The 24,364-nt window shown below is 62.0% G+C and carries 23 protein-coding genes and 2 pseudogenes; 11 read left to right on the top strand and 14 right to left on the bottom strand.

Translation table 11 applies throughout. The annotated features are described in order from the left end of the window. Positions 1-59: 59 nt before the first annotated feature. The 4 genes from HX811_RS16945 to HX811_RS16930 all read left to right on the top strand — a co-directional run bounded on the left by HX811_RS16945 (position 60) and on the right by HX811_RS16930 (position 3,435). A complete protein-coding gene (locus tag HX811_RS16945) occupies positions 60-401 on the top strand; it encodes a carboxymuconolactone decarboxylase family protein (protein ID WP_218172331.1) in 342 nt (113 codons plus the stop codon). A gap of 71 nt (positions 402-472) precedes the next feature. Further along, positions 473-1,141, top strand: coding sequence for a cupin domain-containing protein (locus HX811_RS16940; RefSeq protein ID WP_177042040.1), 669 nt, complete (start codon positions 473-475; stop codon positions 1,139-1,141). Positions 1,142-1,143: 2 nt separating this feature from the next. Beyond that, positions 1,144-2,301 (top strand): FAD-dependent oxidoreductase, encoded by a 1,158-nt coding sequence (locus tag HX811_RS16935; protein WP_218172329.1) that lies wholly within the window; start codon positions 1,144-1,146, stop codon positions 2,299-2,301. A gap of 84 nt (positions 2,302-2,385) precedes the next feature. Further along, the gene (locus HX811_RS16930) at positions 2,386-3,435 is read left to right on the top strand and encodes an alcohol dehydrogenase (RefSeq protein ID WP_177046630.1); all 1,050 of its coding nucleotides are present in this window, start codon (positions 2,386-2,388) and stop codon (positions 3,433-3,435) included. A gap of 348 nt (positions 3,436-3,783) precedes the next feature. Here HX811_RS16930 and HX811_RS16925 read toward each other — a convergent pair whose 3' ends face one another. Further along, entirely contained in the window at positions 3,784-4,533 is a 750-nt protein-coding gene (locus HX811_RS16925) for an SDR family NAD(P)-dependent oxidoreductase (RefSeq protein WP_177046629.1), read from the bottom strand. Between the two features lie 98 nt (positions 4,534-4,631). On the opposite strand from HX811_RS16925, the gene HX811_RS16920 reads away from it, so the two are divergent. Together HX811_RS16920 and HX811_RS16915 are read left to right on the top strand one after the other, a co-directional pair. Next, complete coding sequence (locus HX811_RS16920) at positions 4,632-4,991, top strand: helix-turn-helix domain-containing protein (protein ID WP_177046628.1); 360 nt, start codon at positions 4,632-4,634, stop codon at positions 4,989-4,991. A gap of 199 nt (positions 4,992-5,190) precedes the next feature. Beyond that, entirely contained in the window at positions 5,191-6,393 is a 1,203-nt protein-coding gene (locus HX811_RS16915) for a multidrug effflux MFS transporter (RefSeq protein WP_003217667.1), read from the top strand. A gap of 40 nt (positions 6,394-6,433) precedes the next feature. On the opposite strand, the gene HX811_RS16910 is transcribed toward HX811_RS16915, so the two are convergent. Next, positions 6,434-7,513 carry a LacI family DNA-binding transcriptional regulator gene (locus HX811_RS16910; RefSeq protein ID WP_003217664.1) on the bottom strand — a complete coding sequence of 360 codons (1,080 nt, stop codon included), beginning with the start codon at positions 7,511-7,513 and terminating at the stop codon, positions 6,434-6,436. A 203-nt stretch (positions 7,514-7,716) separates the two neighbouring features. Here HX811_RS16910 and hisD point away from each other — a divergent pair, with 203 nt between their 5' ends. Together hisD and HX811_RS16900 are read left to right on the top strand one after the other, a co-directional pair. After that, the gene (gene hisD / locus HX811_RS16905; protein WP_003217662.1) at positions 7,717-9,024 is read left to right on the top strand and encodes a histidinol dehydrogenase; all 1,308 of its coding nucleotides are present in this window, start codon (positions 7,717-7,719) and stop codon (positions 9,022-9,024) included. Between the two features lie 120 nt (positions 9,025-9,144). Beyond that, positions 9,145-10,536, top strand: coding sequence for a GntP family permease (locus HX811_RS16900; protein ID WP_003217660.1), 1,392 nt, complete (start codon positions 9,145-9,147; stop codon positions 10,534-10,536). A 39-nt stretch (positions 10,537-10,575) separates the two neighbouring features. Here the strand turns inward: HX811_RS16900 and HX811_RS16895 are convergent, their stop codons facing one another. The 9 genes from HX811_RS16895 to HX811_RS16855 form a co-directional block, all read right to left on the bottom strand. Then, positions 10,576-10,875, bottom strand: a complete 300-nt coding sequence (locus HX811_RS16895; RefSeq protein ID WP_102604342.1) for a DUF971 domain-containing protein — start codon at positions 10,873-10,875, stop codon at positions 10,576-10,578. Continuing rightward, positions 10,872-11,825, bottom strand: a complete 954-nt coding sequence (locus HX811_RS16890; protein WP_177009522.1) for a HEAT repeat domain-containing protein — start codon at positions 11,823-11,825, stop codon at positions 10,872-10,874. Before HX811_RS16890 ends, HX811_RS16895 begins: the two co-directional genes overlap by 4 nt. After that, on the bottom strand, positions 11,822-12,661 hold the full coding sequence (locus HX811_RS16885; protein ID WP_008433408.1) for an ABC transporter ATP-binding protein: 840 nt from the start codon (positions 12,659-12,661) through the stop codon (positions 11,822-11,824). Before HX811_RS16885 ends, HX811_RS16890 begins: the two co-directional genes overlap by 4 nt. Next, a complete protein-coding gene (locus HX811_RS16880) occupies positions 12,661-13,443 on the bottom strand; it encodes an ABC transporter permease (protein ID WP_003217654.1) in 783 nt (260 codons plus the stop codon). Before HX811_RS16880 ends, HX811_RS16885 begins: the two co-directional genes overlap by 1 nt. 12 nt (positions 13,444-13,455) lie before the next feature. Next, a complete protein-coding gene (locus HX811_RS16875) occupies positions 13,456-14,862 on the bottom strand; it encodes an ABC transporter substrate-binding protein (RefSeq protein WP_177009521.1) in 1,407 nt (468 codons plus the stop codon). 122 nt (positions 14,863-14,984) lie between these two features. Next, the gene (locus tag HX811_RS16870) at positions 14,985-15,230 is read right to left on the bottom strand and encodes a ferredoxin family protein (protein WP_003217650.1); all 246 of its coding nucleotides are present in this window, start codon (positions 15,228-15,230) and stop codon (positions 14,985-14,987) included. Between the two features lie 39 nt (positions 15,231-15,269). Beyond that, positions 15,270-17,000, bottom strand: coding sequence for a fumarate reductase/succinate dehydrogenase flavoprotein subunit (locus tag HX811_RS16865; protein WP_008433417.1), 1,731 nt, complete (start codon positions 16,998-17,000; stop codon positions 15,270-15,272). Beyond that, on the bottom strand, positions 16,997-17,758 hold the full coding sequence (locus HX811_RS16860; protein ID WP_008433419.1) for a GntR family transcriptional regulator: 762 nt from the start codon (positions 17,756-17,758) through the stop codon (positions 16,997-16,999). The genes HX811_RS16865 and HX811_RS16860 overlap by 4 nt, the downstream gene beginning before the upstream one ends. Positions 17,759-17,927: 169 nt before the next feature. After that, entirely contained in the window at positions 17,928-20,849 is a 2,922-nt protein-coding gene (locus HX811_RS16855; RefSeq protein WP_008433421.1) for a TonB-dependent receptor, read from the bottom strand. Between the two features lie 229 nt (positions 20,850-21,078). On the opposite strand from HX811_RS16855, the gene HX811_RS16850 reads away from it, so the two are divergent. Further along, on the top strand, positions 21,079-21,351 hold the full coding sequence (locus tag HX811_RS16850; protein WP_008433423.1) for a DUF2790 domain-containing protein: 273 nt from the start codon (positions 21,079-21,081) through the stop codon (positions 21,349-21,351). A gap of 99 nt (positions 21,352-21,450) precedes the next feature. Beyond that, complete coding sequence (locus HX811_RS16845) at positions 21,451-22,308, top strand: SDR family oxidoreductase (protein ID WP_003217640.1); 858 nt, start codon at positions 21,451-21,453, stop codon at positions 22,306-22,308. 119 nt (positions 22,309-22,427) lie between these two features. Here the strand turns inward: HX811_RS16845 and HX811_RS16840 are convergent. Further along, a pseudogene (locus tag HX811_RS16840) lies at positions 22,428-22,577 on the bottom strand (DUF2188 domain-containing protein); the annotation flags it as partial. Here HX811_RS16840 and HX811_RS16835 point away from each other — a divergent pair. Then, positions 22,578-22,889 (top strand): annotated as a pseudogene (locus HX811_RS16835) (SDR family oxidoreductase); the annotation flags it as partial. A 119-nt stretch (positions 22,890-23,008) separates the two neighbouring features. Here the strand turns inward: HX811_RS16835 and HX811_RS16830 are convergent. Next, positions 23,009-23,233, bottom strand: a complete 225-nt coding sequence (locus HX811_RS16830; protein WP_003217639.1) for a DUF2188 domain-containing protein — start codon at positions 23,231-23,233, stop codon at positions 23,009-23,011. Between the two features lie 115 nt (positions 23,234-23,348). Continuing rightward, positions 23,349-24,263 (bottom strand): tyrosine recombinase XerC, encoded by a 915-nt coding sequence (gene xerC / locus HX811_RS16825; protein WP_087692998.1) that lies wholly within the window; start codon positions 24,261-24,263, stop codon positions 23,349-23,351. Between the last annotated feature and the right edge of the window lie 101 nt (positions 24,264-24,364).

Here is a 24,364-nt window from a genome sequence, read left to right as displayed (position 1 = left end):
GTTCTTTGCCAGGCGAGACCCCACACCTGGCTTCAATCTGTTTTTGGAGAAAGACCATGATGCAAGACTGGAATGGCTACCGCGACGCCCTGATGGAGCGCGTGGGCGACTACGCCAAACAAAACCCCGACGTGATGCGCGGCCTGATGATGATCGACAATTCGGCGGTCAAGACGGGGCATCTGGAACCGAAGATCCACGAGCTGATCGCATTGGCGGTGGCTGTGACCACGCGCTGCGACGGGTGTATTTCCGTTCACACCAAGAAGGCGGTCGAGCACGGTGCCACGCTTGAAGAAATCACCGAAGCCCTCGGTGTGGCGATTGCCCTGAACGCGGGTGCTGCACTGACGTACTCGGCACGCGTCGTCGAGGCCTATCAACAACTGCCCAGTCAGTAAGCCCTATCGATATGCACCGCCCACCCACGGACGGGTTGGCCGGTGTCTTTGTCCCCGTTTGGATAACCCTCATGCTGATCAATGCCGATTTCACTCGCCGCGCCATCGTGGCGTCCCAGCAGTGTCAATGGGTGGCTTCGCCCCAGGATGGCGTCGAGCGCGTGATGCTGGATCGCGTGGGCGCGGAACAAGCCCGTGCCACCAGCCTTGTGCGGTATGCGCCTGACTCCCGTTTCCCTCGCCACCCCCATCCCGGGGGAGAGGAGATTCTCGTGTTGTCGGGGACCTTCTCCGACGGGAGTGGGGACTACCCGGCGGGCTGGTATTTGCGCAATCCCCCCGGGTCCAGCCATCAACCCTCCAGTGCCGGGGGCGCCGTCATTTTCGTCAAGCTTCAGCAGATGCAGGGACGCGAGCAGCGCCATGTGCGCATTGATACCCGTGACCCTGCCGCGTGGCGTCGGGAGGGCCGGCGCGAGGTTTGCACGCTGTTCCGTGATGAAACGGAGCAGGTCTGTCTGCAACGTCTGGCACCGCATGACGCGATTTTCGAGACGCTGCCTGATGGCGCTGAACTGCTGGTGCTGGCGGGCAACGTGACGCTGGATGGAAAGGCATACGAGTGCGGCAGTTGGGTGCGCCTGCCTGCTGGTGAGTCTGCGAACCTCTACGCTGGCGACCAAGGCGCCACCCTGTACCTCAAAACGGGCCACCTGGCCGATGTGGCGGCAGAGGAATGAGCATGCACACGGTACGCATTGCTATCGTTGGCGCCGGTTTGAGCGGCCTGTACGCCGCCTACCTGCTGGAACGCCAGGGCATCACCGATTATGTGTTGCTGGAGGGGAGGGAAGTCCTCGGCGGTCGTATTGCGTCCATCGACGCCACCGGCCAGGCCGTTACCCACATTGCAGCGAACACCGACGGCATCGACCGCTTCGACCTGGGCCCTACCTGGTTCTGGCCTGGCTACCAATACGAGCTTGGCCGGCTGGTGGAGGCCTTGGGCCTGGAGCGGTTTGAGCAGTTCGAGGAGGGCGACATGATGGTGGAGCGCTCACCCGAGGAGCCTCCTGTGCGCATGCGTGGCTACGTGAACTCGCCCGCGTCCATGCGCCTGGCCGGTGGCATGGGGCGCTTGACCGAAGCCCTGCGAGACGAGCTCGCCCCGGCAAACATCATCACCGGCCACACGGTGCGCCGACTTCGCAAACACCACGGCTGTATCGAGCTTGAGAGCGAAAACGCCGCAGGCCATGTCAGTGCCTGGCAGGCCGAGCATGTCTTGCTGGCGCTGCCGCCTCGACTGGTCGAAAGCACCATCGCATTCGAACCGGCCTTGCCTGCATCGCTGGCCCTGCAGTGGCGTGAAACGGCGACGTGGATGGCACCTCAAGCCAAGTACGTCGCCATCTATGACACACCGTTCTGGCGGGAGCAGGGGTTGTCCGGTGAAGGCCGCAGTGCACGTGGGCCACTGGGTGAAATCCATGACGCCTCCATGCCGGGTGGCAGCGCAGCGCTGTTTGGCTTCCTGGGCGTGCCGGCGCGTGTACGCAGCACGGTCTCCGACGAGGTATTGCGCACGCACTGCCGTGCGCAACTGGTACGGATGTTTGGCCCTCTGGCGGCGACGCCCAAGGCCGAAGCCATCAAGGACTGGGCGCAAGACCCGCGTACGGCCACCGCAGTCGATGTAAATGCGGCGGCCCAGCATTCCCGGGCGCCCTCGGCCAAGGCAACTTCGGGACCCTGGCAGGGATGCCTGACAGGCATCGCCAGCGAGTGGTCGCCGCAGTTTTCCGGCTATTTGGCCGGGGCCGTCGAGGCCGCCGGCCTGGGCGTGAAGGCGTTGACTGAACATGCCAGTGCGGCTGCGTTGAATCCATCGAAGCGTTGACCTGAGATCGCAAGGCAAGACGGCGCTCGTTGTTGTTTCGGCCTGACACTTTTCCGTTTTTTATCTTTTCAGGAGCCGAGGGCTATGAACGCTACATACCGTGCCATGCAAGTCACCCGACCGGGTTTTCTGGAGCTGGTTAACCGTCCAACAACTGCCCCTGGTAGTGGGCAGGTGCTGATTGCCGTGGAGGCCTGCGGCATCTGTGGTGCCGATATTGGCGACATCGAAGGGGCAGACCCTGCACTGCAGCCGCCGCGTGTGCCGGGTCATGAAGTGGTCGGCCGCATCGCCGCGCTGGGCGAGCACGTTCCATCGCTCTGGAAAGTCGGCCAGCGTGTGGGCGTGGGCCGCCTGGGCGGGCCTTGCGGCGAATGTGTACCGTGCCGCCAGGGGCACTTTCAGCTGTGCCAACACCAGCCCTTTGTCGGCGCTACTTGCGACGGTGGTTATGCCGAAATGATGTTGGCGCGAGCCTCCGGGTTGGTATCGATTCCTGACGAACTCCTTGCCGAGGAAGCCGCGCCGTTGCTTTGCGCCGGCATCGCCACGTTCAATGCGTTGAAGAAGTGCGGCGCGCAGGCGGGCGATACGGTTGCCATCTTTGGTATTGGCGGCCTGGGGCATATGGCCCTGCAGTACGCGCGCCGGATGGGGTTTCGCGTGGTTGCCATCGGGCGCGGCACTGATATCGCCGACGACGCATGGAACCTGGGAGCCCATGTCTACATCGACACCCATGAAGAAGACGCGGCGACGAAGCTCAAGGAAATGGGCGGCGCTCAGGCCATCGTGAGTACTATCAGCGCCCCTGCTACCGTATCGGCGCTCATGGCCGGGCTCGCACCACAAGGCCGTCTTGTTCTGCTTGGAGCGGGCAAAGATCCGTTGCCGGTGTCGACCGGCCACCTGGTCGTGGGTGAGCGTAGCCTGCTGGGTTCGATCACCGGCTCGCCCTACGAAAACGAAAGGACCCTGGATTTCAGCGTGCTGGCTGGCGTACGCCCGAGGATCGAAGTGATGCCCTTCGAACAGGCCAATGAAGCCTACCAACGGATGAAGTCCGGCGACGTCAAATTCCGCATGGTATTGAGCATCGCAGGTGAGCACGCCGCTGCGCGCATCGACCCGTGATGACGACCTTGCGATGGGTACTCGACACCCATTAAGAACCATGACCTCAACACTGCCCCAACAGACTGCCGATGCCGACGGCTGAAGAGCTTGGAGGAGGGCGTCCGCTCGGAATTGGCCATGCACCTGCGGGCATTAGCAATGCCTCGGCCAATCTGGGACTGCAATTCGACGGGGCGCTGATCCTGCTCAAGCCAATCCCGGGCGCTATACGTAATTTAACATAATATACATTATGCGTAATAATATGATCCGTTATCAGGGTCAGTGCCAGCCAGATTTCAACCAGTGCACCACGCTCCTCATCGACCAAACCCAGCCTGTCTCGATTTGGTCGATGAGCCTGGATCACACCTGAGCGAAACCGCCATCCACGAACATCTCGCTGCCCGTCATGAAGCTGCTCTCATCCGATGCCAGGAACAATGCCGCATTCGCCACTTCATCTGGCTGCCCCATACGACCCAGCGGTACACGCGTAACCATCGAATCGACAATCGCATCCTTCTGGCCGGTACCTGATAGCGCTCTGTCCAAACCCGGTGTCGTTGTCGGCCCAGGTGATAGCACGTTCACGCGAATACCTGTGCCTTGCAGATCCAGCGCCCAGCTTCTCGCGAAGTTTCGCAGTGCGCCTTTCGACGCGCTGTAGACGCTGAACGCTGCGGTGCCCATCGAGGCCGTCGTCGAACCTGTCAGCACAATCGAGCCACCGGCGCTCATCAATGGCAACGCGTTCTGTACGGTGAACAACGTGCCTTTCACGTTCACGCCAAAGGTGCGATCAAACGATTCCTCCGTGATCGCACCAATGGGCTCCAGATCTCCAAGGCCCGCATTGGCGAACAACACATCTACACGATCTTTGTCAGCCTTGATCTGCGCGAATACCCGCTCAAGATCACGCAGGTTTGAAATGTCGCCCTGGATCGCGATCGCGTCATGCCCGATCAGGACCAAGGCTTTGTCCAGTTCATCCTGGCGGCGTCCCACGATAACGACCTGTGCACCTTCGGCCGCAAAGCGTATGGCGCTGGCCAAGCCGATCCCGCTGTTGCCACCGGTGACGACGGCGACTTTCCCGTTGAGCCTGTTCATGAGTGTTTCCCTCAAATGTTGAGGTCCAAGCGTAGATCTGCGCTATTGTTTTGAATAGTATGCACCTTTTGGTAAGTACCCAGCCTGAGGACAAAAACATGGCAAACAGCACCTTTAACTGCGGGCTCGACGCCGCCCTGGCGGTGATTGGCGGGAAATGGAAACCGTTGGTCCTGTATCACCTGGCCCATGAAGTTCACCGTTATGGCGAACTGCGGCGCGCCGTTGGCGGCGTGACGGACAAGGTGCTGATCCAGCAATTGAAGGAGCTGGAACGCGATGAGATCATCGCGCGCATCGACTACAAGGAGATACCGCCAAAGGTCGAATACTCCCTGACTCCCTTCGGACGCTCGCTGGCCCAGGCATTGGGGCCGCTTTGCCAATGGGGCACCGACCATATGCTGGCGGTTGAACGCATCAGTGAGCGCCGAACGACCGCCCTCGCCCAGCCTTGAATTCGCGAAATATCCAACTCGACTAAATGGATATTTAGTTGAGTTAAATCAATATGTTACGTCTATCTCCCGTACCCATTGCCTATTCACGACACCCTACCGCGGGGTGACTCTGTAGCGAGTCTGTAAACACCGGCTTGTATGCACCGAGGGCGATCACTAAGCTGGCCCCTCTTTTTTACCGCCGCCCGGAACCACCATGTCTCGAAGTATCGCCCATCTCGCCCTGCTGCTGGGGTTGATCACCGCCGTCGGCCCGTTTGCCATCGACAGCTACCTGCCGGCGTTGCCGACACTCGGCGCCAGCCTGCATGCCTCGCCTGCCGCGGTGCAGATGAGCCTGACGGTGTTCTTCATGATCATCGGTGTGTGCCAGCTGTTCTACGGCCCGATCAGCGATGTGTTCGGGCGCAAGCCGCCGATCTATGCCGGCCTGGCGATTTTCATCGTGGCCAGCATTGGTTGCGCCCTCGCCCCCTCCATCGAGGTGCTGATCGGCTTTCGGGCGTTGCAGGCCTTTGGCGCCTGCGCCGGGATGGTGATTCCACGGGCGATTGTGCGTGACTTGTACACCGGCCATGAAGCCGCGCGCCTGATGGCGTTGCTGATGCTGGTGGTGAGCATTTCACCGATTCTCGCGCCGCTGGCCGGCAGCGTGATCATTGCCGTGTGGAGCTGGCGCGAAGTGTTTTGGGTACTGGGTGTGGCTGCAGTGCTGTGCCTGATCATGACCGCCGTGCAATTGCCGGAAACCCACCCCGCCGAACGCCGCCTGGGCAAGACCCTGGGCAATGCGTTCGGCAGCTACGGCGCGTTGCTGCGTGATCCGGTGTTTACCGGGTTGTCGGTAGTGGGCGGTTTTGGCCTTGCGACGTTCTTCGTGTTCATCGGCAGCGCACCATTCGTTTACATCGAGTACTACGGGCTCACGCCAACGCAATTCAGCCTGTGCTTTGCCCTCAACGCGGCGTCGTTTTTTGCCCTGAGCCAGTTGACCGCGCGCTTGAGTGCACGCTTTGGCCTCGCGCCGTTGATTCGCTGGTCGGTGGCGGGCGTGGCAACGGTCATGGCCTTGCTGGCGCTCACCACGCTGTGGGTCAACAGCCTGCCGTTGATGATGGCGCTGCTGTTTATCGGCTTCGGTTTTCTCGGGCTGCTGTTGCCGGCGGCCGGGGTATTGTCCCTGGAAGACCATGGCGCAGTGGCCGGTTCTGCATCAGCGTTGCTGGGCGCGATCCAAATGATCACCGCCGCCGTGTGCATGGCGGTGGTGGGTGTGTTTGCCGACCACACCCCGGCACCGATGTTGATCGGCATCGCCCTGAGCGCGGTGGCGGCGATGCTGACTGCTTGGTGGACCCTCAACCGATTGCCACCGCACCTGGCCCGCGCGGGGTCATAGCGACGCCGGGTAGGTCGTCGCCAGCCTTCGACCGAATGGCTCACGCCTGTTCCTGGGGTTGCCACACCCGGCAGTCGGGCCCCTGCTCTACCCCGCTGTCCGGGACTTTCGCGCTTTTGCGTACGATCAACCGCCCCCTTACGACTTCCTGAATGGCAGGCGTATCGGGGTTTTCCAATTGCGCGCAGATGATCCCAACCGCACGACTCACCATATCGCTCACCGGTTGAACGTAGGTGGTCAACGAAAACACTGGCCAGGCGGCCAGGCCGATGTCATCGAACCCGACAATCGAGATCTCTTTGCCCGGTGTGAGCCCGAACTCCTCGCGTGCGACATTGATGGCGCCCAGGGCCATGATGTCATTCGCACAAAAAATCCCGTCAGGCGGACTGTCACTCGACAGCAGCCGGCGTACGGCCTCCATCGCGCCTTCAAAGGTGTAGTCACCCACGGCGCGTTGCGGTACCGGATGCCCCAGACGTTGCAGTGCGTCGACAAAGGCGATTTCCCGGTCACGACTGGTCGAGGAGCTTTCCTTGCCGGCGATATAAGCCAGCTCGCGATGCCCGCCAGCCACCAGGAACTGCGCAATTTCCATGCTGCCCTGGGCGTTGTCGCTGGTCACGCTGGAGATACTGGTGCTGTCATTTCGACGGTTGACCAGCACCACTGGCAACCCGGTTTGCTTGCACTCCTCGGCAAACCGCGAAGACAGGCTCGCCGACACCAGCACCAGCGCCTCCACGCGGTAGCCCAGTATCTCTTCCAGCACCGGGTCAGAGTCTTCGTGGTTGGCCGTGGAGAACAACAGTACTCGATAGCCAAGCTCTTCGAACGCCGCCGACAAGGCTTCCAGCACTGCAGAATAAAACGGGTTTTCCATACTTGGCGCGACCACGCCAATCAGGTTGGAGCGCCGCTTGATCAACGAACGCGCCCACTGGTTCGGACGGTAGCCCAATGCTGCCGCCGCCGCCTCCACCTTCTGCCGGGTCTTCGGCGAAACACTCGCGCCTTTGGTGAACGTTCGCGAGACCGCAGACTGCGAGACACCGGCCAACCGGGCCACATCATGGGCAGTGATCGGGTGTCTGGAAGGGTCGTTGGAGTCTGCCATTGCGTCTGCATCCACATTTCAAATGCCGATCATACCTGCCATTTAAAGCGAGGTGTGTCGCCCGTCCCATGCTCGCCCGTCTCGCGCAACTTTCTCGGTCTTTTTTCGCCCTCCCCCTTTTCATCTCGTCCGGGAATGGCTTAGCATCGGCTCAATTGCATACGTATGCAATATCTAAAACAACAACGCTAGGAATTCATCCCATGGCAATTTGGCTCAAAAAAGGCGCAGAAGCGTCCGTCATCAAATCAGCAGCGCGTGAGGTGCGTGACACCGTCGAAAAGACCCTGGCAGACATCGAAGAACGGGGTGATGACGCGATTCGTGAGCTATCGATCCGCTTCGACAACCTGGACCGGGATGACTACCGGCTCTCCAGCGCCGAGATCGATGCCTGCATGGCGCAGTTGACCAAGCGCGACATCACCGACATCGAATTCGCCCAGACCCAGGTGCGCAATTTCGCCCAGCACCAGCGCAACAGCATGCGTGACCTGGAAGTCGAAACCCTGCCGGGCGTAGTGCTCGGCCACAAACACATTCCGGTCAACGCGGCGGGCTGCTATGTACCCGGTGGCAAGTATCCGTTGTTGGCCTCCGCGCACATGTCGGTGATCACCGCCAAGGTCGCCGGGGTTCCACGCATCATCACTTGCGCCCCGCCGTTCCATGGCAAGCCGGCACCGGCGATTGTCGCCGCACAGCACATGGCGGGTGCCGACGAGATCTACTGCCTGGGCGGCATCCAGGCTATCGGCGCCATGGCCCTGGGCACCCAGTCGATTGCTGCGGTGGACATGCTGGTGGGGCCGGGCAACGCGTTTGTGGCGGAAGCCAAGCGTCAATTGTTCGGCCGCGTCGGTATCGACCTGTTCGCCGGTCCGACCGAGACCCTGGTGATCGCCGATGAAACCGTGGACGGTGAAATCTGCGCCACGGACCTGCTCGGTCAAGCCGAACACGGCCCGGATTCCCCGGCGATCCTGCTCACTACGTCGGAAAAACTCGCCCGCGAGACGATGGCTGAAATCGAGCGCTTGCTGACGATCCTGCCGACCGCCGGGATTGCGCGCCAGGCCTGGGAAAGCTTCGGCGAAGTGATCGTCGCTGAAGACGAACAGGAGATGCTCGCCATTGCCAATGACCTGGCGTTCGAACACGTACAAGTCATGACCCGTGACCCGGACTTCTTCCTGGACAACATGCGCAACTACGGCGCCCTCTTCCTCGGCCCTCGCACCAACGTCTCCTACGGCGACAAGGTGATTGGTACCAACCACACCCTGCCCACCAAAAAAGCCGCGCGTTACACCGGTGGGCTATGGGTCGGCAAGTTCATCAAGACCTGCACCTACCAGAAAGTGATGACCGACGAAGCCTCCTCCCTCATCGGCGAATACTGCTCACGCCTGTGTGCCCTCGAAGGGTTCTCCGGGCATGGCGAACAGGCCAACATCCGCGTGCGTCGCTACGGCCACAAGCATGTCCCTTACGCCGGTATCGCAGAATAAAAACAGCTTGGCTACAACGGGTCGCGCCACGTGCGCGGCCCGACAACAACAAAAATCATAGCCATCGCGCAGCCCAACACTGGCCCTCTGCGCCAAAGGCCCAGCCTCGAAGGACATCCCATGAGTGTCATCATCGCCTTGCTGGCGTTGTTCGCGTTAATGCTCGCTGCATATCGGGGATACAGCGTCATTATCTTCGCGCCTCTCGCCGCACTCGCTGCCGTTCTACTGACTGACCCCGGCGCCGTTGCGCCGGCGTTCACTGATATTTTCATGGACAAGATGGTCGGCTTTATCAAACTGTACTTTCCGGTGTTTTTGCTCGGCGCCGTGTTTGGCAAGTTGATTGAGTTGTCCGGCTTTTCCCGCTCCATTGTCAAAGCCGTGATCCAGGTGCTCGGCAGCAGCCAGGCCATGCTGGTGATTGTGCTGGTCTGTGCGCTGCTCACCTACGGCGGTGTTTCGCTGTTCGTGGTGGTGTTTGCGGTGTATCCGTTTGCCGCGGAAATGTTCCGCCAAAGCAACATTCCCAAGCGCCTGATGCCCGCAACGATCGCCCTGGGTGCCTTCACCTTCACCATGGATGCGTTGCCTGGTTCGCCGCAGATCCAGAACATCATTCCCACCACGTTTTTCGGTACCACGTCCTGGGCGGCGCCCTGGCTGGGAGTCCTGGGTTCGTTGTTCGTACTGATCGGCGGCATGCTGTACCTGGAGCGCCAGCGACGCAAAGCCCGGCGCGCGGGCGAGGGTTATGGCACCGACCTGCGCAATGAGCCCGAAACGCCCCAGGACATCGCCCTGCCCCACCCGCTAGTGGCGTTGCTGCCGTTGCTGTTGGTAGGCGTGATGAACCTGGCCTTCACCCACTGGATTCCACAGTGGTACGGCAGCATTTATGAAATTGACCTGCCCGGACTGAAGGCACCGATCCAGACCCAGGTATCGAAGATGATCGCCATCTGGTCGGTCCAGGCGGCCTTGCTGGTAGGCATCGTCACGGTCTTTGCATTCGCCTGGCGCACCCTCGTCAGCAAACTCGCCGAAGGCAGCCGCACCGCCGTTGGCGGGGCCATGCTCGCTACGCTCAATACCGCCTCGGAATATGGGTTTGGCGCAGTGATTGCGGCGTTGCCTGGCTTCGTTGCAGTGGTTGAAGCGCTCAAGGTGATCCCCAATCCGCTGATCAACCAGGCCATCACCATTAACTTGCTGGCGGGTATTACCGGGTCGTCATCGGGTGGCATGAGCATTGCCCTGGCGGCGATGTCGGACACCTTCATCGCCTCCGCCAACGCCGCGCATATCCCGCTGGAAGTCATGCACCGTGTGGCCGCCATGGCTGCAGGGGGCATGGACACCCTGCCCCACAACGGCGCGGTCATCACCTTGCTGGCGGTCACCGGCCTGACTCACCGCCAGGCCTATAAAGACATTTTCGGCATGACGATCTTCAAGGTACTGGCGGCGTTTTTCGTGATTGGCGTGTACTACCTCACCGGGCTTGTCTGATCCGGACCGTGTGACGGGAAGTTATACCGCCGCGTTGTTTTAGTCCGACGGAGCCCCGGCCTGGGGCTCCATCTGTGCCAAATAAGCCCACGGGTAAATCCCCCGCTGGTGCCCATCGCTGAAAATCAATTGCACGCCATACCCCTGGGGATGGACCTCCAGCACCCGGACACGGTCCGACACAAGCGGCGGCGTGCCTCTCAACCGAAAGGCCCGGCACTGCGAGCACGGGCATTCACGGCGCAGGCGAGCGTGGTCGATCCATTGCACGCCGTCGCGCCATTCCAGCCTCAAGCGCCCATCATCATCGCGGCCAATGCCGTTCGGTGCACTGTTCATTGCAGTTGTGCCAGGGCAATGCGCACCGCCTTGCGTACTTCCGGGTCGCCATCGTCGGCCGCGTCACGCAGCGGGCCAAGGGCCTGTCGGTCGCCCAACTCGCCCAGCGCCAGGGCGGCTTCCTTGCGCAGGTTACTGATGCTGTGGCCCAACGTCAGGAGCAGCGCCTGCAACGCCGGTGCATACCGCAGGCGCCCAAGGCTGCGGGTGGCGCGCAGGCGGACTTGCCAGTAGTCATCGGCCAGCGCCGTGATCAAGGCGTCGCCCGCGCGGGTGCTACCGACTTTGCCCAAGGTGGTCGCGGCCTCTTCCCGTACTTGCCAGGTGGCGTCCTGCAACGCTTCATACAGCGCCGGCAGTACCCGCTCATCACTGGCCAGGCCGAGGGCGCCGGTGGCGGCACGCCGGACTTCGGTGTCCGGATCGCTGCTGGCCAACCTCGCCAGGGCGTCCAATGCCGGCAGGTGCTTGAGCCAGCCGAGCACACCGACCGCTTCGCGGCGCACCCCCGCATCGGTATCGTTCAGCGCCAGCATTGCCGACGGCGCCGCCGCTTCAAGGCGCAACTCGCGCAGGGCACGGAAGATTGCCGTGCGCACGCTGACGTCGGCGTGGGTGGCCCACGGCAATAACAGCCGGCCCGCCTGCGTCGTCTTGAGTACGCTCAAGCTCTGGGCGGCGGCATCACGTACCGACGCTTCAGTGTCGGTCAGCGCCTGGCACAGCGCCTCGACCACTGCGTCTTCTTCCCACGCCTCCAGCAGGCTGGCAGCCTGGGCGCGCACGTCGGTGGCCGGGTCGTGGCGCAGGCTGTCCACCAGCCACACCAGGCCGTCGGGGTCTTCCAGGTCAGCCAGGTCAATCAGGGCGATCCGGCGCATGCCGGCATCCGGCGCTTGCAGCCGGGGGCGCAGGGCTTGGATGTCGGGGTTTTCGGTTTCATAGGTCATATGGCAAATCGCGGTCTTGGGTGATCGTTGGGTAGCCCGAGCGGGTTCAGCCGTGGTAACTGGCGACCATCTTCGTGGTGCAGCAGTTCCAGGCAATGGCGCTTGAGGTGGGTAAATTCCGGCGAGGTCATCAGTTCGGTGCTGCGCGGCCTTGGAAAAGTCAGCTGGAAATCCTCGATGATGCGCCCGGGGCGCGGGCTCATGACCAGGATGCGGTCGGCCAGGAACAGCGCTTCGTCGATGTCATGGGTGACAAACACCACGGTGGTGCGGATGCGCGTCCAGATGTCCAGCAGCAAGGCCTGCATCTTCATGCGGGTCAGGGCATCCAGCGCGCCGAACGGCTCATCCATCAACAGCAGGCCGGGACGATTGATCAACACCCGGGCAATTTCCACCCGCTGCTGCATGCCACCCGACAGCTGGTTGGGCCAGCGCTCGGCAAAACCTTCCAGGCCCACCAGGTGAAGGATCTCATCGGCGGCGGCCAGGCGCTCGGCCTTGCCTACGCCGCGCATCTTCAGGCCGAAGGCAACGTTTTCGCGCACCGAACGCCAGGGGAACAGCGTGTGTTGCTGAAACACCATGCCCCGTTGCTGGGACGGCCCGGCAACCGGCTGGCCATCCATTTCCAGCGTGCCCTGGCTTGGCGTGAGATGCCCGGCCAGCGCGCCGAGCAAGGTCGATTTGCCACACCCGGACGGGCCGAGGATGCACACGAACTGCCCCGGCTCGATCCTGCAATCCAGGGCTTTCACCGCCTCGAATGCCTGCTGCTGTTCGCCCAATACAATGGACAAGCCGCGTATGTCGACACGGCCTTCAAGATGACTCATCAGGCTTTACCTCGTGGTCGATGCCAGGGAGTGAACAGTGCGCCGAGACGCTTGACCAACAGGCTGCTGCCCATGCCCAGCACGCCGATCAACAGCATGCCGACGACAATGTCGGCATAGTTCTGGATGGTGTAGGACTCCCAGGTGTAATAGCCGATACCGTACTGGCCGGAGATCATTTCCGCTGTCACCAGGCAGAACCACGAAGTGCCCATGCCAATCGCCAGGCCGGTGATGATGCTCGGCGCGGCGCCCGGCAAAATCACCTCCAGCAGGATCGCCCGGCGCCCTGCCCCCAGGCTGCGCGCCGAGGCGATCAGCCGAGGATCGACGCCTTCCACGCCATGCACCGTATTGAGCAGCACCGGAAACAGCGCGCCGGTGAAGGTGATAAAGATCATCGACAGCTCCGACGACGGGAACATCAGGATCGCCAGCGGAATCCAGGCCACCGCCGGGATCGGCCGGATCACCTCCAGCGGCGGCAACAGCAGGTCTTCCGCCCACTTCCAGCGGCCAATCGCGATGCCCAGGCCGATCCCCACCAGCGCGGCCGCCAGGTAGCCCTCGAACACCCGGGTCAGGCTTGCGCTCAAGTGACGCACAAGCTTGCCCGAGTCCGCCAGCCCCAGGGCAGCCTGCACCACGGAGCCCGGCGTGGGCACATTGGCAAACGTCACCAGCCACAGGTTCCAGTGCTGGCTGGCCGCCAACTGCCAGAACAACAGGCACAACAGCAAGGAAGCGGCCTTGGGCAGCCAGCGCCATGGGGTGCTTGTCATGAACACGCTCCCTCAGCGACCGGCAACGGCCTGCGCGCCGGCGTCGGTGAAATTGAACACCTTGCCGCCCTGGGCCTGGGCAAATTGCTGCGCCTGGCCCTTGAGCAGGAATGCACTGAGTTGGCCGTGCTGGTTGGTGGCAAACCAGGCCTGGCTCGCCAGTAGCTTGATGCCGCTGTCTTCGGCCTGGGCATACACGGCGCGCACCGCCTTGCCCTGTTTGTTCAGGCTGTCCAGCGCCGTGAACGCCGCCTCGGCCGACGCGTAATCACGCACCTTGGGCTCACCCTTGACCCAGATTTGCGCGACGTGTTTCCAGTCGGTGATCGGCGCGCCGCTCAGGGCGTCGTTGGCCTTCAACGGCGCCTGGGCGTAGTTGCCCAATTGCGCCGCATAGTCCAGGCCCGAGGCCTTGAACGCGGCACGGATGTACTGGTCATCGATAAAGGTATTGAGGTCCAGGCCACGGTCGGCCTTTTTCAGCAGCTTGAGGGTGTCGATCGCGGTGCCCACGGCCTGGCGGTATTCGGGCTTCCAGCTCAAGTCACGGGTCTGCACGCCCAGCGGGCCATGGAACAGGTAGTTGACCTCGGCTTCGACGCCGGTGACTTTTTCGATCAGCTCGCTGTACTTCTCCGGCTCTGCGGCCAGCAACTGATTGGCCTCGATACTCGCGCGCAGGTAGGCGACGACCACTTCCGGATACTGTTTGGCATAACTTTCGTCCACCAGCGCGCCGTGGAACGTCGGGGTGTTGGATTGCGAGCCGTCGTAGATCTTGCGGGCGAAACCACGGTTGGGGAACAGTTCGCCGAACGGCACAAAGTCGGCATGGGCGTCGATCTTGTTGGCCTGCAACGCCGAGCCTGCCACTTCGGGCGCCTGGGCAATGATGTTGACGTCCTTGAGCGGGTCCCAGCCCTGGGCCGCAACAGCACGCAGCAACATGCCATGGGCCGTGGAGGCGAACGGCACGGAAATCGTCTTGCCTTTGAGGTCCGCCAGGGACTGGGCGCTGGAAGCGACCGGCACCACAATGCCGTTGCCGCTGCCCTTGATGTTGCCCGACAACACGCTGATGAACAGGCTGTGCTTGCCCGCCGCCTCGAACGCTACGCCGTTGAAGGCACCGGGGAAGTCGGCCATTGTGCCAAAGTCCAGTTTGCCGGCGACCATTTCATTGGTCAGCGGCGCGCCACTGGTGAAGTTTTTCCACTGCACGTCGTAGGTCGCGTCCTTGTACTTGCCGTCGTGCGGCAGGTATTTGTCCAGCAGCCCCAGCTCGCGGATCAGCAAGCCGCCCGCGGCACAGTTGATGGTGGTGTCCTGGGTGCCGATGGCCACCCGGATCGTTTGTGCCTGGGCCGACAGGCTCAAGCAAGCCAGCACCAGGCCGGCCAGGGTTGCGCGCAATAACATTGGGTAGTTCCCCTCGAATCATGGTTGAAGGAATCGTCTCCGCCACGGTCTGGCGCGGTGGGAAACGAGGGGGTGTGGCTAGGGCTGCGTCCGGGGTTGGCGGATGGCGTTTGCGGCAGGTCTCAGCGCAACAGGTACGGAATCTCGACCTTGACTGCGCCGGTGGGGCAATCTTTTTCACAGGGCATGCAGTACCAGCATTCATCGAACGCCATGTACGCCTTCTGCGTTGCCGGGTTGATCGCCAACAGGTCCATCGGGCACACGTCGACGCAGACCGTGCAGCCTTTTTCGGCGATGCACTTGTCCTCGTCCACCGTTACCGGGGCGTTTGAGCGAAAGAATATTTCCTGGGGCTGATAGGCCATTTCACGGTGTCCTGTGGTGAGCGAGCTTGGGAGGCACATTCAGGCGGCGTCAGCCCCTACGCGCAGGCGGTCGTAAGCCTGCATCTCTTCGGCATCCAACGGGATCACATAGGGCTCGACGGGTTTCTTGAAGCTGACCATCTGCCCGTCGTCGCCCTTTTTCAGGTGGCAATGGCAGAACCAGTCGGCGTCGTTGCGTTGCGGGTGATCGACCCGGTAGTGGTACAGGCCCCAGCGGCTTTCGGCGCGGTACAGCGAGGCGCGGGCAGCCATTTCGGCGCAGTCGCGGATCACGCTGGTTTCCATGGCGCGCATCAATTCATGGGGGTTGTGCGCCTTCATCTGGTCCAGGTCGCGCTCGATATCGGCGAAGCGTTGCAAGCCGATTTCCATCTTGCGGGTGACCTTGGGCGGCTGCAGGTAATCGTTGACGAAGCGCCGCAGCTTGTACTCGACCTGGGCCGGCGGCAGACCGGTTTCGCGGTCCAGTGGCGCATAGACCCGAGCCTGCTCGGCGGCCACTTGCCGGGCATCCACCGCGCTGAATTCGCGCCCGGCCACAAAGCTTGCCGCGTTGGTGCCCGCAAACCAGCCATAGGTGAACGCGCCGAGCATGTAGTTATGTGGCACCGCCGCCATGTCGCCCGCTGAATACAGGCCCTTGACCGAGGTTTCCGCGCGCTCGTTGACCCACACGCCCGACGCCGAATGCCCGCTGCAAAAGCCGATCTCGGAGATATGCATCTCGACCATCTGGCTGCGGTAGTCGGTGCCCCGGTTGGCGTGGAACTGCCCACGGCTGGGGCGCTCGTTGCTGTGCAGGATCTGCTCGATGTTCTGGATGGTTTCCTCCGCCAGGTGATCGAGCTTGAGGAACACCGGGCCGTTGCCGCTTTCCAGTTCCTGGTGGAACTCCCACATCATCTGCCCGCTCCAGTAGTCGCACTCGATGAAGCGTTCACCCTTGTTGTTGGCGGTGTAGCCGCCCAAGGGGCCGGTGACATAGGCGCACGCCGGGCCGTTGTAATCCTTGATCAGCGGGTTGATCTGGAAGCACTCCAGGTTCGCCAGTTCGGCTCCGGCGTGGTAGGCCATGGCGTAGCCGTCGCCGGCATTGGTCGGGTTTTCATAGGTGCCCATCAGGTAGCCCGAGGACGGCAAGCCCAGGCGGCCGGCCGCGCCGCAGCAGAGGATCACCGCCTTGGCCTTGATCACCTGGAAGTCCGCAGTGCGGCAGTCAAAACCCATCACGCCATTCACCGCGCCTTCGCTGTCGGTCAGCAAGCGGGTGCACACCAGGCGGTTGGTGATACTGACCCGGGCGCGCTTGAGCTGGCGATACAGCACCTTCTTGATGTCGTGCCCTTCAGGCATCGGCAACACGTAGGCGCCCATGTGATGGACTTTTTTCACCGCGTAATCGCCGGTTTCGTCCTTCTCGAACTTCACGCCCCAGCGGTCCAACTGCTCGATGGTTTCAAAACTGTGGGTCGCGTAGGCGTACACCGCCGCCTGATTGACGATGCCGTCGTTGGCAATCGTGATTTCCTTGGTGTACTGCTCCGGCGTGGAGTGGCCGGGAATGATCGCGTTGTTGAGGCCGTCCATGCCCATGCTGATGGCGCCGCTGCGCTTGACGTTGGCCTTGTCGATCAGCAATACGCGCAGATCGCGGTTGGCCTCCTTGGCCTTGATCGCCGCCATGGGGCCGGCAGTGCCGCCGCCGATCACCACGATGTCGTATTCCAGTTCCAGGGTTTGGCGGCTCACGGGCGGCTACCTCGCTGACGGTCGATGCGCAGGCGATACTGAAACGCGTCGCCACGGTAATACAGGTGTTCGAAGTCCACGGGCTGGCCGTCTGCGGTGTGGGTCAGGCGTTCGATGCGCATGATCGGCGAGCCGGCCTCGACGTTCAGCGCCTGGGTCAGCTCGCTGTCGGCGAGTACCGCGTCAATCGCCACGTCGGCGTGACCCAGTTGCAAGCCACAGTCGTTCTCCAGGATCAGGAAGATGTCGCGGGTTACCAGGTCGGCGTTTTCCAGGCGTTCGCCCAGGGCCTGGCTGAGGTAGGTGATTTCCAGCGACACCGGCTCGCGGTTGATCAGCCGTACCCGCTTGATCTGCGCGACAGTGCTGCCCTCCTCCACGCCCAGGCGCTCGGCCACCAGCTTGTCGGCGGGCACGAAGCGGTAGCTGCGCAGGCGGTTGATCACTTCATAGCCGCGCTCGGTCATGGACTCGCCCAACCCCTGCAGGGTGCTGACGTTCTGATAAGCCTTGGGTTTGGAAACAAAGGTGCCTTTGCCGTGGATCTTGTAGATCAGGCCTTCCTTTTGCAGATCACCCAGGGCCTGGCGCACGGTGATGCGGCTGACTTTGAAGCGCGTGCCCAGTTCGCTCTCGGAAGGCATCTGGGTGTTCGGCGCGTACTCACCATCAAGGATGCGGCTGCGCAGCAGGTCCCGCAGTTGGGCATGCAGCGGAACGCTGGACAGAGGGGATAAGGCGACGGTTGATTCGTTCATCAGGACCACTTGTCATAACGAGTTATGACGTGATCATAAGGAGTCTTATGAAAAGCCTGGAAATACCGTTTTGGAATAAGGTTATGGACAGGCGAAACCCGCTGCACCTGCGAGGCAGGCGCAGTGGATCCGTCGGTTTTATAGCGCAGTGTCTGAAGCGGATGAACAATCAGAAGTTATAGCTGACTCGGGTATAGAGGATGCGGCCAAACGGGTCGGCGTATTTCGGGTCGTACCCGCTCTGGAACGCATAGGTCTGGTTGCTGAACGGCGGCGCGCGGTCAAACAGGTTTTTCGCGCCCAGCGTGACGGCCAGGGACTTACTCCAGTTGTAGGTACCCGCCAGGTCCCAGACGTTGTAGGAGCCTACGGAGTCGTGGGTGTCGGGGTCCGAGTCGTGATAGCCACTGGTGTAGCGGTTGGTCAGGCTGACGCCCAGCGGTCCGCGGGCCCAGGTACCGGTCAGGCTGTGGCGCCAACGCGCAACGGCGCCCGCGGTGGAGAACTCGCCGCCACGGAAATCACCGAGTTTGTCGATGTAGTCGCCCTTGAGCTCCTGCTGGTATTTGTATTCGTTGACGTAGGTGCCTTGCAGGCCGATGCCGAAGTCACCGATGGCGGTGCTCGGGAAGCGGTAGTCGAAACTCACATCCACGCCGTTGGTCTTGGTTTTACCCAGGTTGGCAAGGCCGGTAACGATGTGATCGATGGAGCCGTCAGCTTTGCGAATCAGGCGGTCGCCGTAGGCATCCGGGTCATCGAATACCGACGACTCAGGAAACTCGGCAATTTGGTTGGCGATGGTGATCCACCAGAAATCCAGGCCGGCACTGAGGCGCTCAATCGGTTGGAACACGAAACCAAAGGTCACGTTACGTGCGGTTTCCGGGCTCAAGCTGCCGTTGCCCCCGCTTTGCCGGCGGAACTGCTGGGCGCAGTCGCGGTTGCCGATCCCGCCATTGGCCGGGGTGCCGCCCGGGCACAGGCGCGGGTCGTTGTAGTTGGCCACGGTGTAGCTGGTGTAGGTCGGGTTGTACAACTCGTACAGCGACGGCGCACGGAAGCCTTCACTGTAGGCACCGCGCACCACCAGTTCCTTGAACGGCTGGAAGCGGAACGAGTATTTCGGGTTGGTAGTGCTGCCAAAGTCGCTGTATTTGTCATGACGCACGGCGGCAGACAGTTCCAGGCTTTCGAGCACCGGCACGTTGACCTCGGCGTACTCGGCCGACACGCTGCGATTGCCGCGCACCGCGCCATTGGGGTCTACGCCCAGACTCTGCACGGTCTCGGCAAACTGGGCGAAATCCTGGTGGAAATCCTCCTTGCGATATTCACCGCCCAGCGCCAGGCCCGTCGGCCCCGCACCGAACCAGTCGCCGATTTCACGGCTTACGCGCCCGTCGATACTCTTCACTCGGCCCACGGCGGTGGCGTAATCGCCATCCACGCGGCTGGAGGCGAGCAACGCCCTGCCCGCTTCACTCTGCGGCCCGAACGGGTTGATCACACCGTTGGCAATCCCCTGGCTGATGGTCTGGTCGTTTACATAGCCGTCAAGAATGGTTTGCACCACTTTGTTCTGGTTGTAGGACGCGCCGACGTTGTAGTCCCAGTTCGCCACATTGCCTTCGAAACTCAGCAGCAGCCGCTGGCTGGTGTTGTCATCTTCGTGCTTGCGCGCGCCGGCATCGGTTTCACGCCAGTTCACGTCTACCGGCTGTGTCGGGTCCAGGGCGAAACCCGTGGGGCCCGGGGTGATGCCGTTGCCCGGATAGAAAGGCGTACCCGGATTGACCTGGGCGCCCATCAGGGTGCCTGGGCCAATCTGCGTACGGTTTTCGTTGCGCGCCCAGAAGTATTCGAGGCTGACGGTATGGTCATCGGCCAGCTTGCCGGTGGCTTTGGCAAAGGCCGAGGTTTTTTCGGTTTCCGGCACCAGGTCCAGGTAACTCCACAGGCTTTGGCGGCAGATGCCATTGCGTGACAGCAGCCCGGGGGAATTGCAACCGGAGCCGGCCAGCGGGTTGGTCGCGTTGCTGCCCTGGCTCCAGTTGGCCGGCGCGGCGGTGCCGGAGGTGAAATCCAGGCCGCGACCGGGCTGGTAGTTGTAGGTGAAGTCACGGTCCTTGGCCGCCAGGCGCGTCTGCTTGTCGTAGCTGACCACGCCGAACACGTTGAAGCGGTCCTCTTCAAGGTCGCCGAAACCGTAGCTGCCGCTGAAGTTATGGCTGTCGCCGCCGCCGGAGCGTGTGGGCGAATCGTAGTTGGTGGAAAGTTGCCCACCGGTGAGGCTGGTCTTGGTAATGAAATTGATCACCCCGCCAATCGCGTCGGTACCGTACAGCGCCGAGGCGCCATCGCGCAGGACTTCCACGCGGTCGATGGCGGCGAACGGGATGGTGTTCAAGTCCACCCCGGAACCGTTGGTGGTGTTGACGGCGTTGTTGCTCAGGCGCCGGCCATTGAGCAGCACCAGGGTCTTGTTCGCGCCAATCCCGCGCAAGTCGGCATACGCCGCACCGCCGCTGCTGGAACCCACCGAACGCCCGGAGCCAACGGCAGACTGGTTGGCCGAAATGCGGTTGATCAACTCCTCGGTGGTGCTCACACCCTGCTCGCGCAATTGCTCGACCCGCAGGATGGTCACCGGCACTGCCGTTTCCGCGTCCACCCGGCGAATCGCCGAGCCGGTCACCGTGACTTTTTCCAGGCGGTAATCAGTACTTTTGCCCTCGGCCGGGGCGACGCTGGTGGACGTCACGGGTGCTGGATGCACCGTCAGCCCCTGCTCGCTGTCGCTTACTTGCAGGCCACTGCCCTGCAATGCCTTGTCCACCGCTTGCAGGCTGCCCAAATCGCCGCGGATGGCGGCACTGCGCTTGCCCTGCACCCACTGTTGATTGAACGAAATCATCACCCCGGTCTGCCGGGAGATATCCAGCAGCACCGTATCAAGCGGGCCGCCAGCGATATCGAAGGTGAACACCTGGCCGGCCGCTTCCTGGGCCATCACCGATGTCGTGCACACTCCCATCGCCAGCGCCGCCGCCAGCGTCAGCCTTGGTAGTTGTTGTTTGAATAAAAACATCGAGGAGCTCCCTGTTGTATGTGTCTACAGGGATGAGCAACGGCAGACGGATATTTATAGGGCTGCGTTTAGGCGAAGATGCTATGAGTTTATAACCGGTTATAAGAGGCTTGCTGCATCGATTTGGCTGATGTCCTCTATTGGCCCGCAAGCGTTCATCCCCGCGCCAGGCGCTTTGTAGAATGAACCCCACAGTCAAGCCACCACCTTCGTGGTGTCGGAGGTTCTCATGCGTTATCTGCTTATCGCCGTGCTGGGCCTGTTCAGCACACTTGCCTTCGCCCAGGGCGAAACCCCGGCGCCCACTGTGAGTGCCAACGCACCCGCCAGCGAGGCGTACGACTATTCCCAGGACCTGGACATCGCCAAGGTGGTGCGCGTCAGTACCGAATCCTCCACCGAATGCGGGCCGGTCAAGGGTCACATGGTCTACATCGACAGCCACGGTGTGCGTCATGAACTGGACTACATGCGCCTGGGCGATGCCTGCCAGCACGGTTGAGCGCAAACCATTCGTCGGGCTCGGCCGGCATCGATTACAACTATCCGGCAACTGAAAATCACTAATCCATAGAACCCGTTGTGATCTATGGAGATTGAGATGACTGACTACCCACGCCCACCTTTCGCCAGCCAGGCCCAATCCGTTCCCGGTTCGCAGAAGAAGATGGACCCCTATCCCGACTGCGGCGAGAAGAGCTACACCGGCTCCGGCCGCCTGGCCAACAAGATCGCCCTGATCACCGGCGCCGACAGCGGTATCGGCCGCGCCGTGGCGATTGCCTTTGCCCGCGAAGGTGCCGATGTGGCTATCGCCTACCTGGACGAACACGAGGACGCGAAGGAAACCGCACGCTGGGTGGAAGAAGCCGGCCGCCAATGCCTGTTGCTGCCCGGCGACCTCGCGCAAAAAGCCAACTGCCAGGCGATTGTCGACCAGACCGTCGAGCAGTTCGGGCGGATCGACGTGCTGGTCAATAACGCCGCATTCCAGATGACCCACGAGACCCTCGAAGAGATACCCGACGAGGAATGGGTCAAGACCTTCGATATCAACATCACCGCGATGTTTCGCATCTGCAAGGCGGCGCTGCCGCATATGAAGGCCGGCGGGTCGATCATCAATACCAGCTCGGTGAATTCCGATATGCCCAAGCCAACGTTGCTGGCATACGCCGCCACCAAGGGCGCGATTGCGAACTTTACCGGTGGCCTGGCGCAACTGCTGGGCAGCAAGGGCATCCGCGTGAACAGCGTGGCGCCGGGGCCGATCTGGACGCCGTTGATTGTCTCGACGATGCCGGACGAAGACGTGAACAGCTTCGGCAGCGAGACACCGCTGGGCCGCCCCGGCCAGCCGGTGGAAGTGGCGCCGATCTATGTGTTGCTGGCGTCGGATGAGGCGAGTTACATCTCGGGCTCGCGGTATGCGGTGACGGGCGGCAAGCCGATTCTCTAGGGTCGAATGCAAATCCAGTGTGGGAGCGGGCTTGCTCGCGAAGGCGGAGTGTCAGGCAATGCATGTGTAACTGAATCACCGCCTTCGCGAGCAAGCCCGCTCCCACATTGGGTGCTCGGTCAGCCCGGAGATCGTGTCGGGTCAGCCTTGCGCGGGTAGGTTCTTTCCTCCTGAATCCGCCCATCCATGCTGTGAATCCTCAGCGACGCCGTCTTGTCGCTGAGAAACTCCTTCGCCAACTCAACGATCGCCTCCTTGGTCTCTGCCGTATGCCCAAGCCAACGTTGCTGGCATACGCCGCCACCAAGGGCGCGATTGCGAACTTTACCGGTGGCCTGGCGCAACTGCTGGGCAGCAAGGGCATCCGCGTGAACAGCGTGGCACCGGGGCCGATCTGGACGCCGTTGATTGTCTCGACGATGCCGGACGAAGACGTGAACAGCTTCGGCAGCGAGACACCGCTGGGCCGCCCCGGCCAGCCGGTGGAAGTGGCACCGATCTATGTGTTGCTGGCGTCGGATGAGGCGAGTTACATCTCGGGCTCGCGGTATGCGGTGACGGGCGGCAAGCCGATTCTCTAGGGTCGAATGCAAATCCAGTGTGGGAGCGGGCTTGCTCGCGAAGGCGGAGTGTCAGGCAATGCATCTGTGACTTATCCAATGCCTTCGCGAGCAAGCCCGCTCCCACATTTGGGACTCGGTCAGCCCGGAGATCGTGTCGGGTCAGCCTTGCGCGGGTAGGTTCTTTCTTCCTGAATCCGCCCATCCATGCTGTGAATCCTCAGCGACGCCGTCTTGTCGCTGAGAAACTCTTTCGCCAACTCAACGATCGCCTCCTTGGTCTCTGCCGTTTTCGACGGCCGTGCCGAGCCCTGCTTGGTCAACGCCCAACCGGTGCCGGTCTTGTTGATGTTGTAGGTATCCATGGTCTGCTCCTTCGACTGAATAAACACGGCACGCGGCAAAACCCGCGCCCTACTATTGCGAGCGCGGCTGCCGGGCAGAGTTCAAGGCAGTTGGCGGGCCAGGTTACGGGCGGCCCTACAGGTCAAACCGATCCACGGCCCTGCGCCGCTCATTGTCGTCGCGCACATCGTAGGTGGCGGTGGTCTGGATATTGGTGTGGTGCGCCAGCTTCTGGGCGATCGACAGGTCGTACTCTTCAATGACCCGCGTGATAAACGAACGGCGGAAATCATGGGGCATGATTTTCACGCCGACCTGTTCCCCACGCTGGCGGGCGATGTAGTAAATCGCGTGTTTGGTGATGCGCTCGCGGGTGATATGGCTGCCCCGGCGAATCCGGTTGAACAGGAAACCATCGTCCTGCTCCCCCGGTTTCAACTGGCTGCGGCGAAACGCCAGCCACGCCTCCAGCTTGGCAAAGGCCCAGGCCGGTGCGTACTTGATCAATTGCTTGTTGCCCTTGCCGGTAACCTGCAGGCTGCGCTCGTCAAAGTTGACCTGGCCCAGCTCGATGTTCACCGATTCCGACTTGCGCATGCCCGAGCCATACAGGATCCCGATCACCGCCGCATCCCGCAGGCCCTGGGGGCGCGGATCGGCGGCGCAGACTTCCATCAACTCACGAATCAGCGTACGCCGCAGGTTGCGCCCCTGGCTCAGGCGGGTGCCGGCCATGGCCTTGACCGAGCGCATCTTCAGCAGGTGGTCCTGGCTGATCAGGCTCATGCGCCAGGCTTCGTTCATCACCCCGCGCACGGCGTTGACGTACAGCGATGAGGTGTTCGGCGCATACCCGTCTTCCCGCAGCACCGCCACCAGGGCCATGACGTGTTCGGGCTGCAGCAGGTGCCAGTCGATGTCTTCGAGGTTGATGTCTTCAAAGCCCAGGCGGTCGGCAGCGTCCTGCAGCACGTAGCGCATGGTCAGCTGGCTGGAGGGCGCCAGGCGGGTGAGATAGAGGGTCAGCGGGTTGCGGGTAGACTCAGTCAAGGTAGATCAGCCTTTGGATTAAATATGTCGACTAACCATCTGTTTAATCGACATATTTAGTGAATTGGCGAGCGCCGAGTCTAGCGCAGGTCAATCCCCGG

Origin of the sequence: Pseudomonas sp. F8002, assembly GCF_013385495.1 — a bacterium.
Lineage (GTDB): Bacteria > Pseudomonadota > Gammaproteobacteria > Pseudomonadales > Pseudomonadaceae > Aquipseudomonas.
Note: the sequence above shows the minus strand (reverse complement) of the source record. Positions and strands in the feature narration are given on the sequence as shown.

What these genes read in the sequence shown, in the direction of transcription:
- HX811_RS16945 (WP_218172331.1), top strand. Translation starts at nt 60, where the DNA reads ATGCAAGACTGGAATGGCTACCGCGACGCCCTGATGGAGCGCGTGGGC.
- HX811_RS16940 (WP_177042040.1), top strand. Translation starts at nt 473, where the DNA reads ATGCTGATCAATGCCGATTTCACTCGCCGCGCCATCGTGGCGTCCCAG.
- HX811_RS16935 (WP_218172329.1), top strand. Translation starts at nt 1,144, where the DNA reads ATGCACACGGTACGCATTGCTATCGTTGGCGCCGGTTTGAGCGGCCTG.
- HX811_RS16930 (WP_177046630.1), top strand. Translation starts at nt 2,386, where the DNA reads ATGAACGCTACATACCGTGCCATGCAAGTCACCCGACCGGGTTTTCTG.
- HX811_RS16925 (WP_177046629.1), bottom strand. Translation starts at nt 4,533, where the DNA reads ATGAACAGGCTCAACGGGAAAGTCGCCGTCGTCACCGGTGGCAACAGC.
- HX811_RS16920 (WP_177046628.1), top strand. Translation starts at nt 4,632, where the DNA reads ATGGCAAACAGCACCTTTAACTGCGGGCTCGACGCCGCCCTGGCGGTG.
- HX811_RS16915 (WP_003217667.1), top strand. Translation starts at nt 5,191, where the DNA reads ATGTCTCGAAGTATCGCCCATCTCGCCCTGCTGCTGGGGTTGATCACC.
- HX811_RS16910 (WP_003217664.1), bottom strand. Translation starts at nt 7,513, where the DNA reads ATGGCAGACTCCAACGACCCTTCCAGACACCCGATCACTGCCCATGAT.
- hisD (WP_003217662.1), top strand. Translation starts at nt 7,717, where the DNA reads ATGGCAATTTGGCTCAAAAAAGGCGCAGAAGCGTCCGTCATCAAATCA.
- HX811_RS16900 (WP_003217660.1), top strand. Translation starts at nt 9,145, where the DNA reads ATGAGTGTCATCATCGCCTTGCTGGCGTTGTTCGCGTTAATGCTCGCT.
- HX811_RS16895 (WP_102604342.1), bottom strand. Translation starts at nt 10,875, where the DNA reads ATGAACAGTGCACCGAACGGCATTGGCCGCGATGATGATGGGCGCTTG.
- HX811_RS16890 (WP_177009522.1), bottom strand. Translation starts at nt 11,825, where the DNA reads ATGACCTATGAAACCGAAAACCCCGACATCCAAGCCCTGCGCCCCCGG.
- HX811_RS16885 (WP_008433408.1), bottom strand. Translation starts at nt 12,661, where the DNA reads ATGAGTCATCTTGAAGGCCGTGTCGACATACGCGGCTTGTCCATTGTA.
- HX811_RS16880 (WP_003217654.1), bottom strand. Translation starts at nt 13,443, where the DNA reads ATGACAAGCACCCCATGGCGCTGGCTGCCCAAGGCCGCTTCCTTGCTG.
- HX811_RS16875 (WP_177009521.1), bottom strand. Translation starts at nt 14,862, where the DNA reads ATGTTATTGCGCGCAACCCTGGCCGGCCTGGTGCTGGCTTGCTTGAGC.
- HX811_RS16870 (WP_003217650.1), bottom strand. Translation starts at nt 15,230, where the DNA reads ATGGCCTATCAGCCCCAGGAAATATTCTTTCGCTCAAACGCCCCGGTA.
- HX811_RS16860 (WP_008433419.1), bottom strand. Translation starts at nt 17,758, where the DNA reads ATGAACGAATCAACCGTCGCCTTATCCCCTCTGTCCAGCGTTCCGCTG.
- HX811_RS16855 (WP_008433421.1), bottom strand. Translation starts at nt 20,849, where the DNA reads ATGTTTTTATTCAAACAACAACTACCAAGGCTGACGCTGGCGGCGGCG.
- HX811_RS16850 (WP_008433423.1), top strand. Translation starts at nt 21,079, where the DNA reads ATGCGTTATCTGCTTATCGCCGTGCTGGGCCTGTTCAGCACACTTGCC.
- HX811_RS16845 (WP_003217640.1), top strand. Translation starts at nt 21,451, where the DNA reads ATGACTGACTACCCACGCCCACCTTTCGCCAGCCAGGCCCAATCCGTT.
- HX811_RS16830 (WP_003217639.1), bottom strand. Translation starts at nt 23,233, where the DNA reads ATGGATACCTACAACATCAACAAGACCGGCACCGGTTGGGCGTTGACC.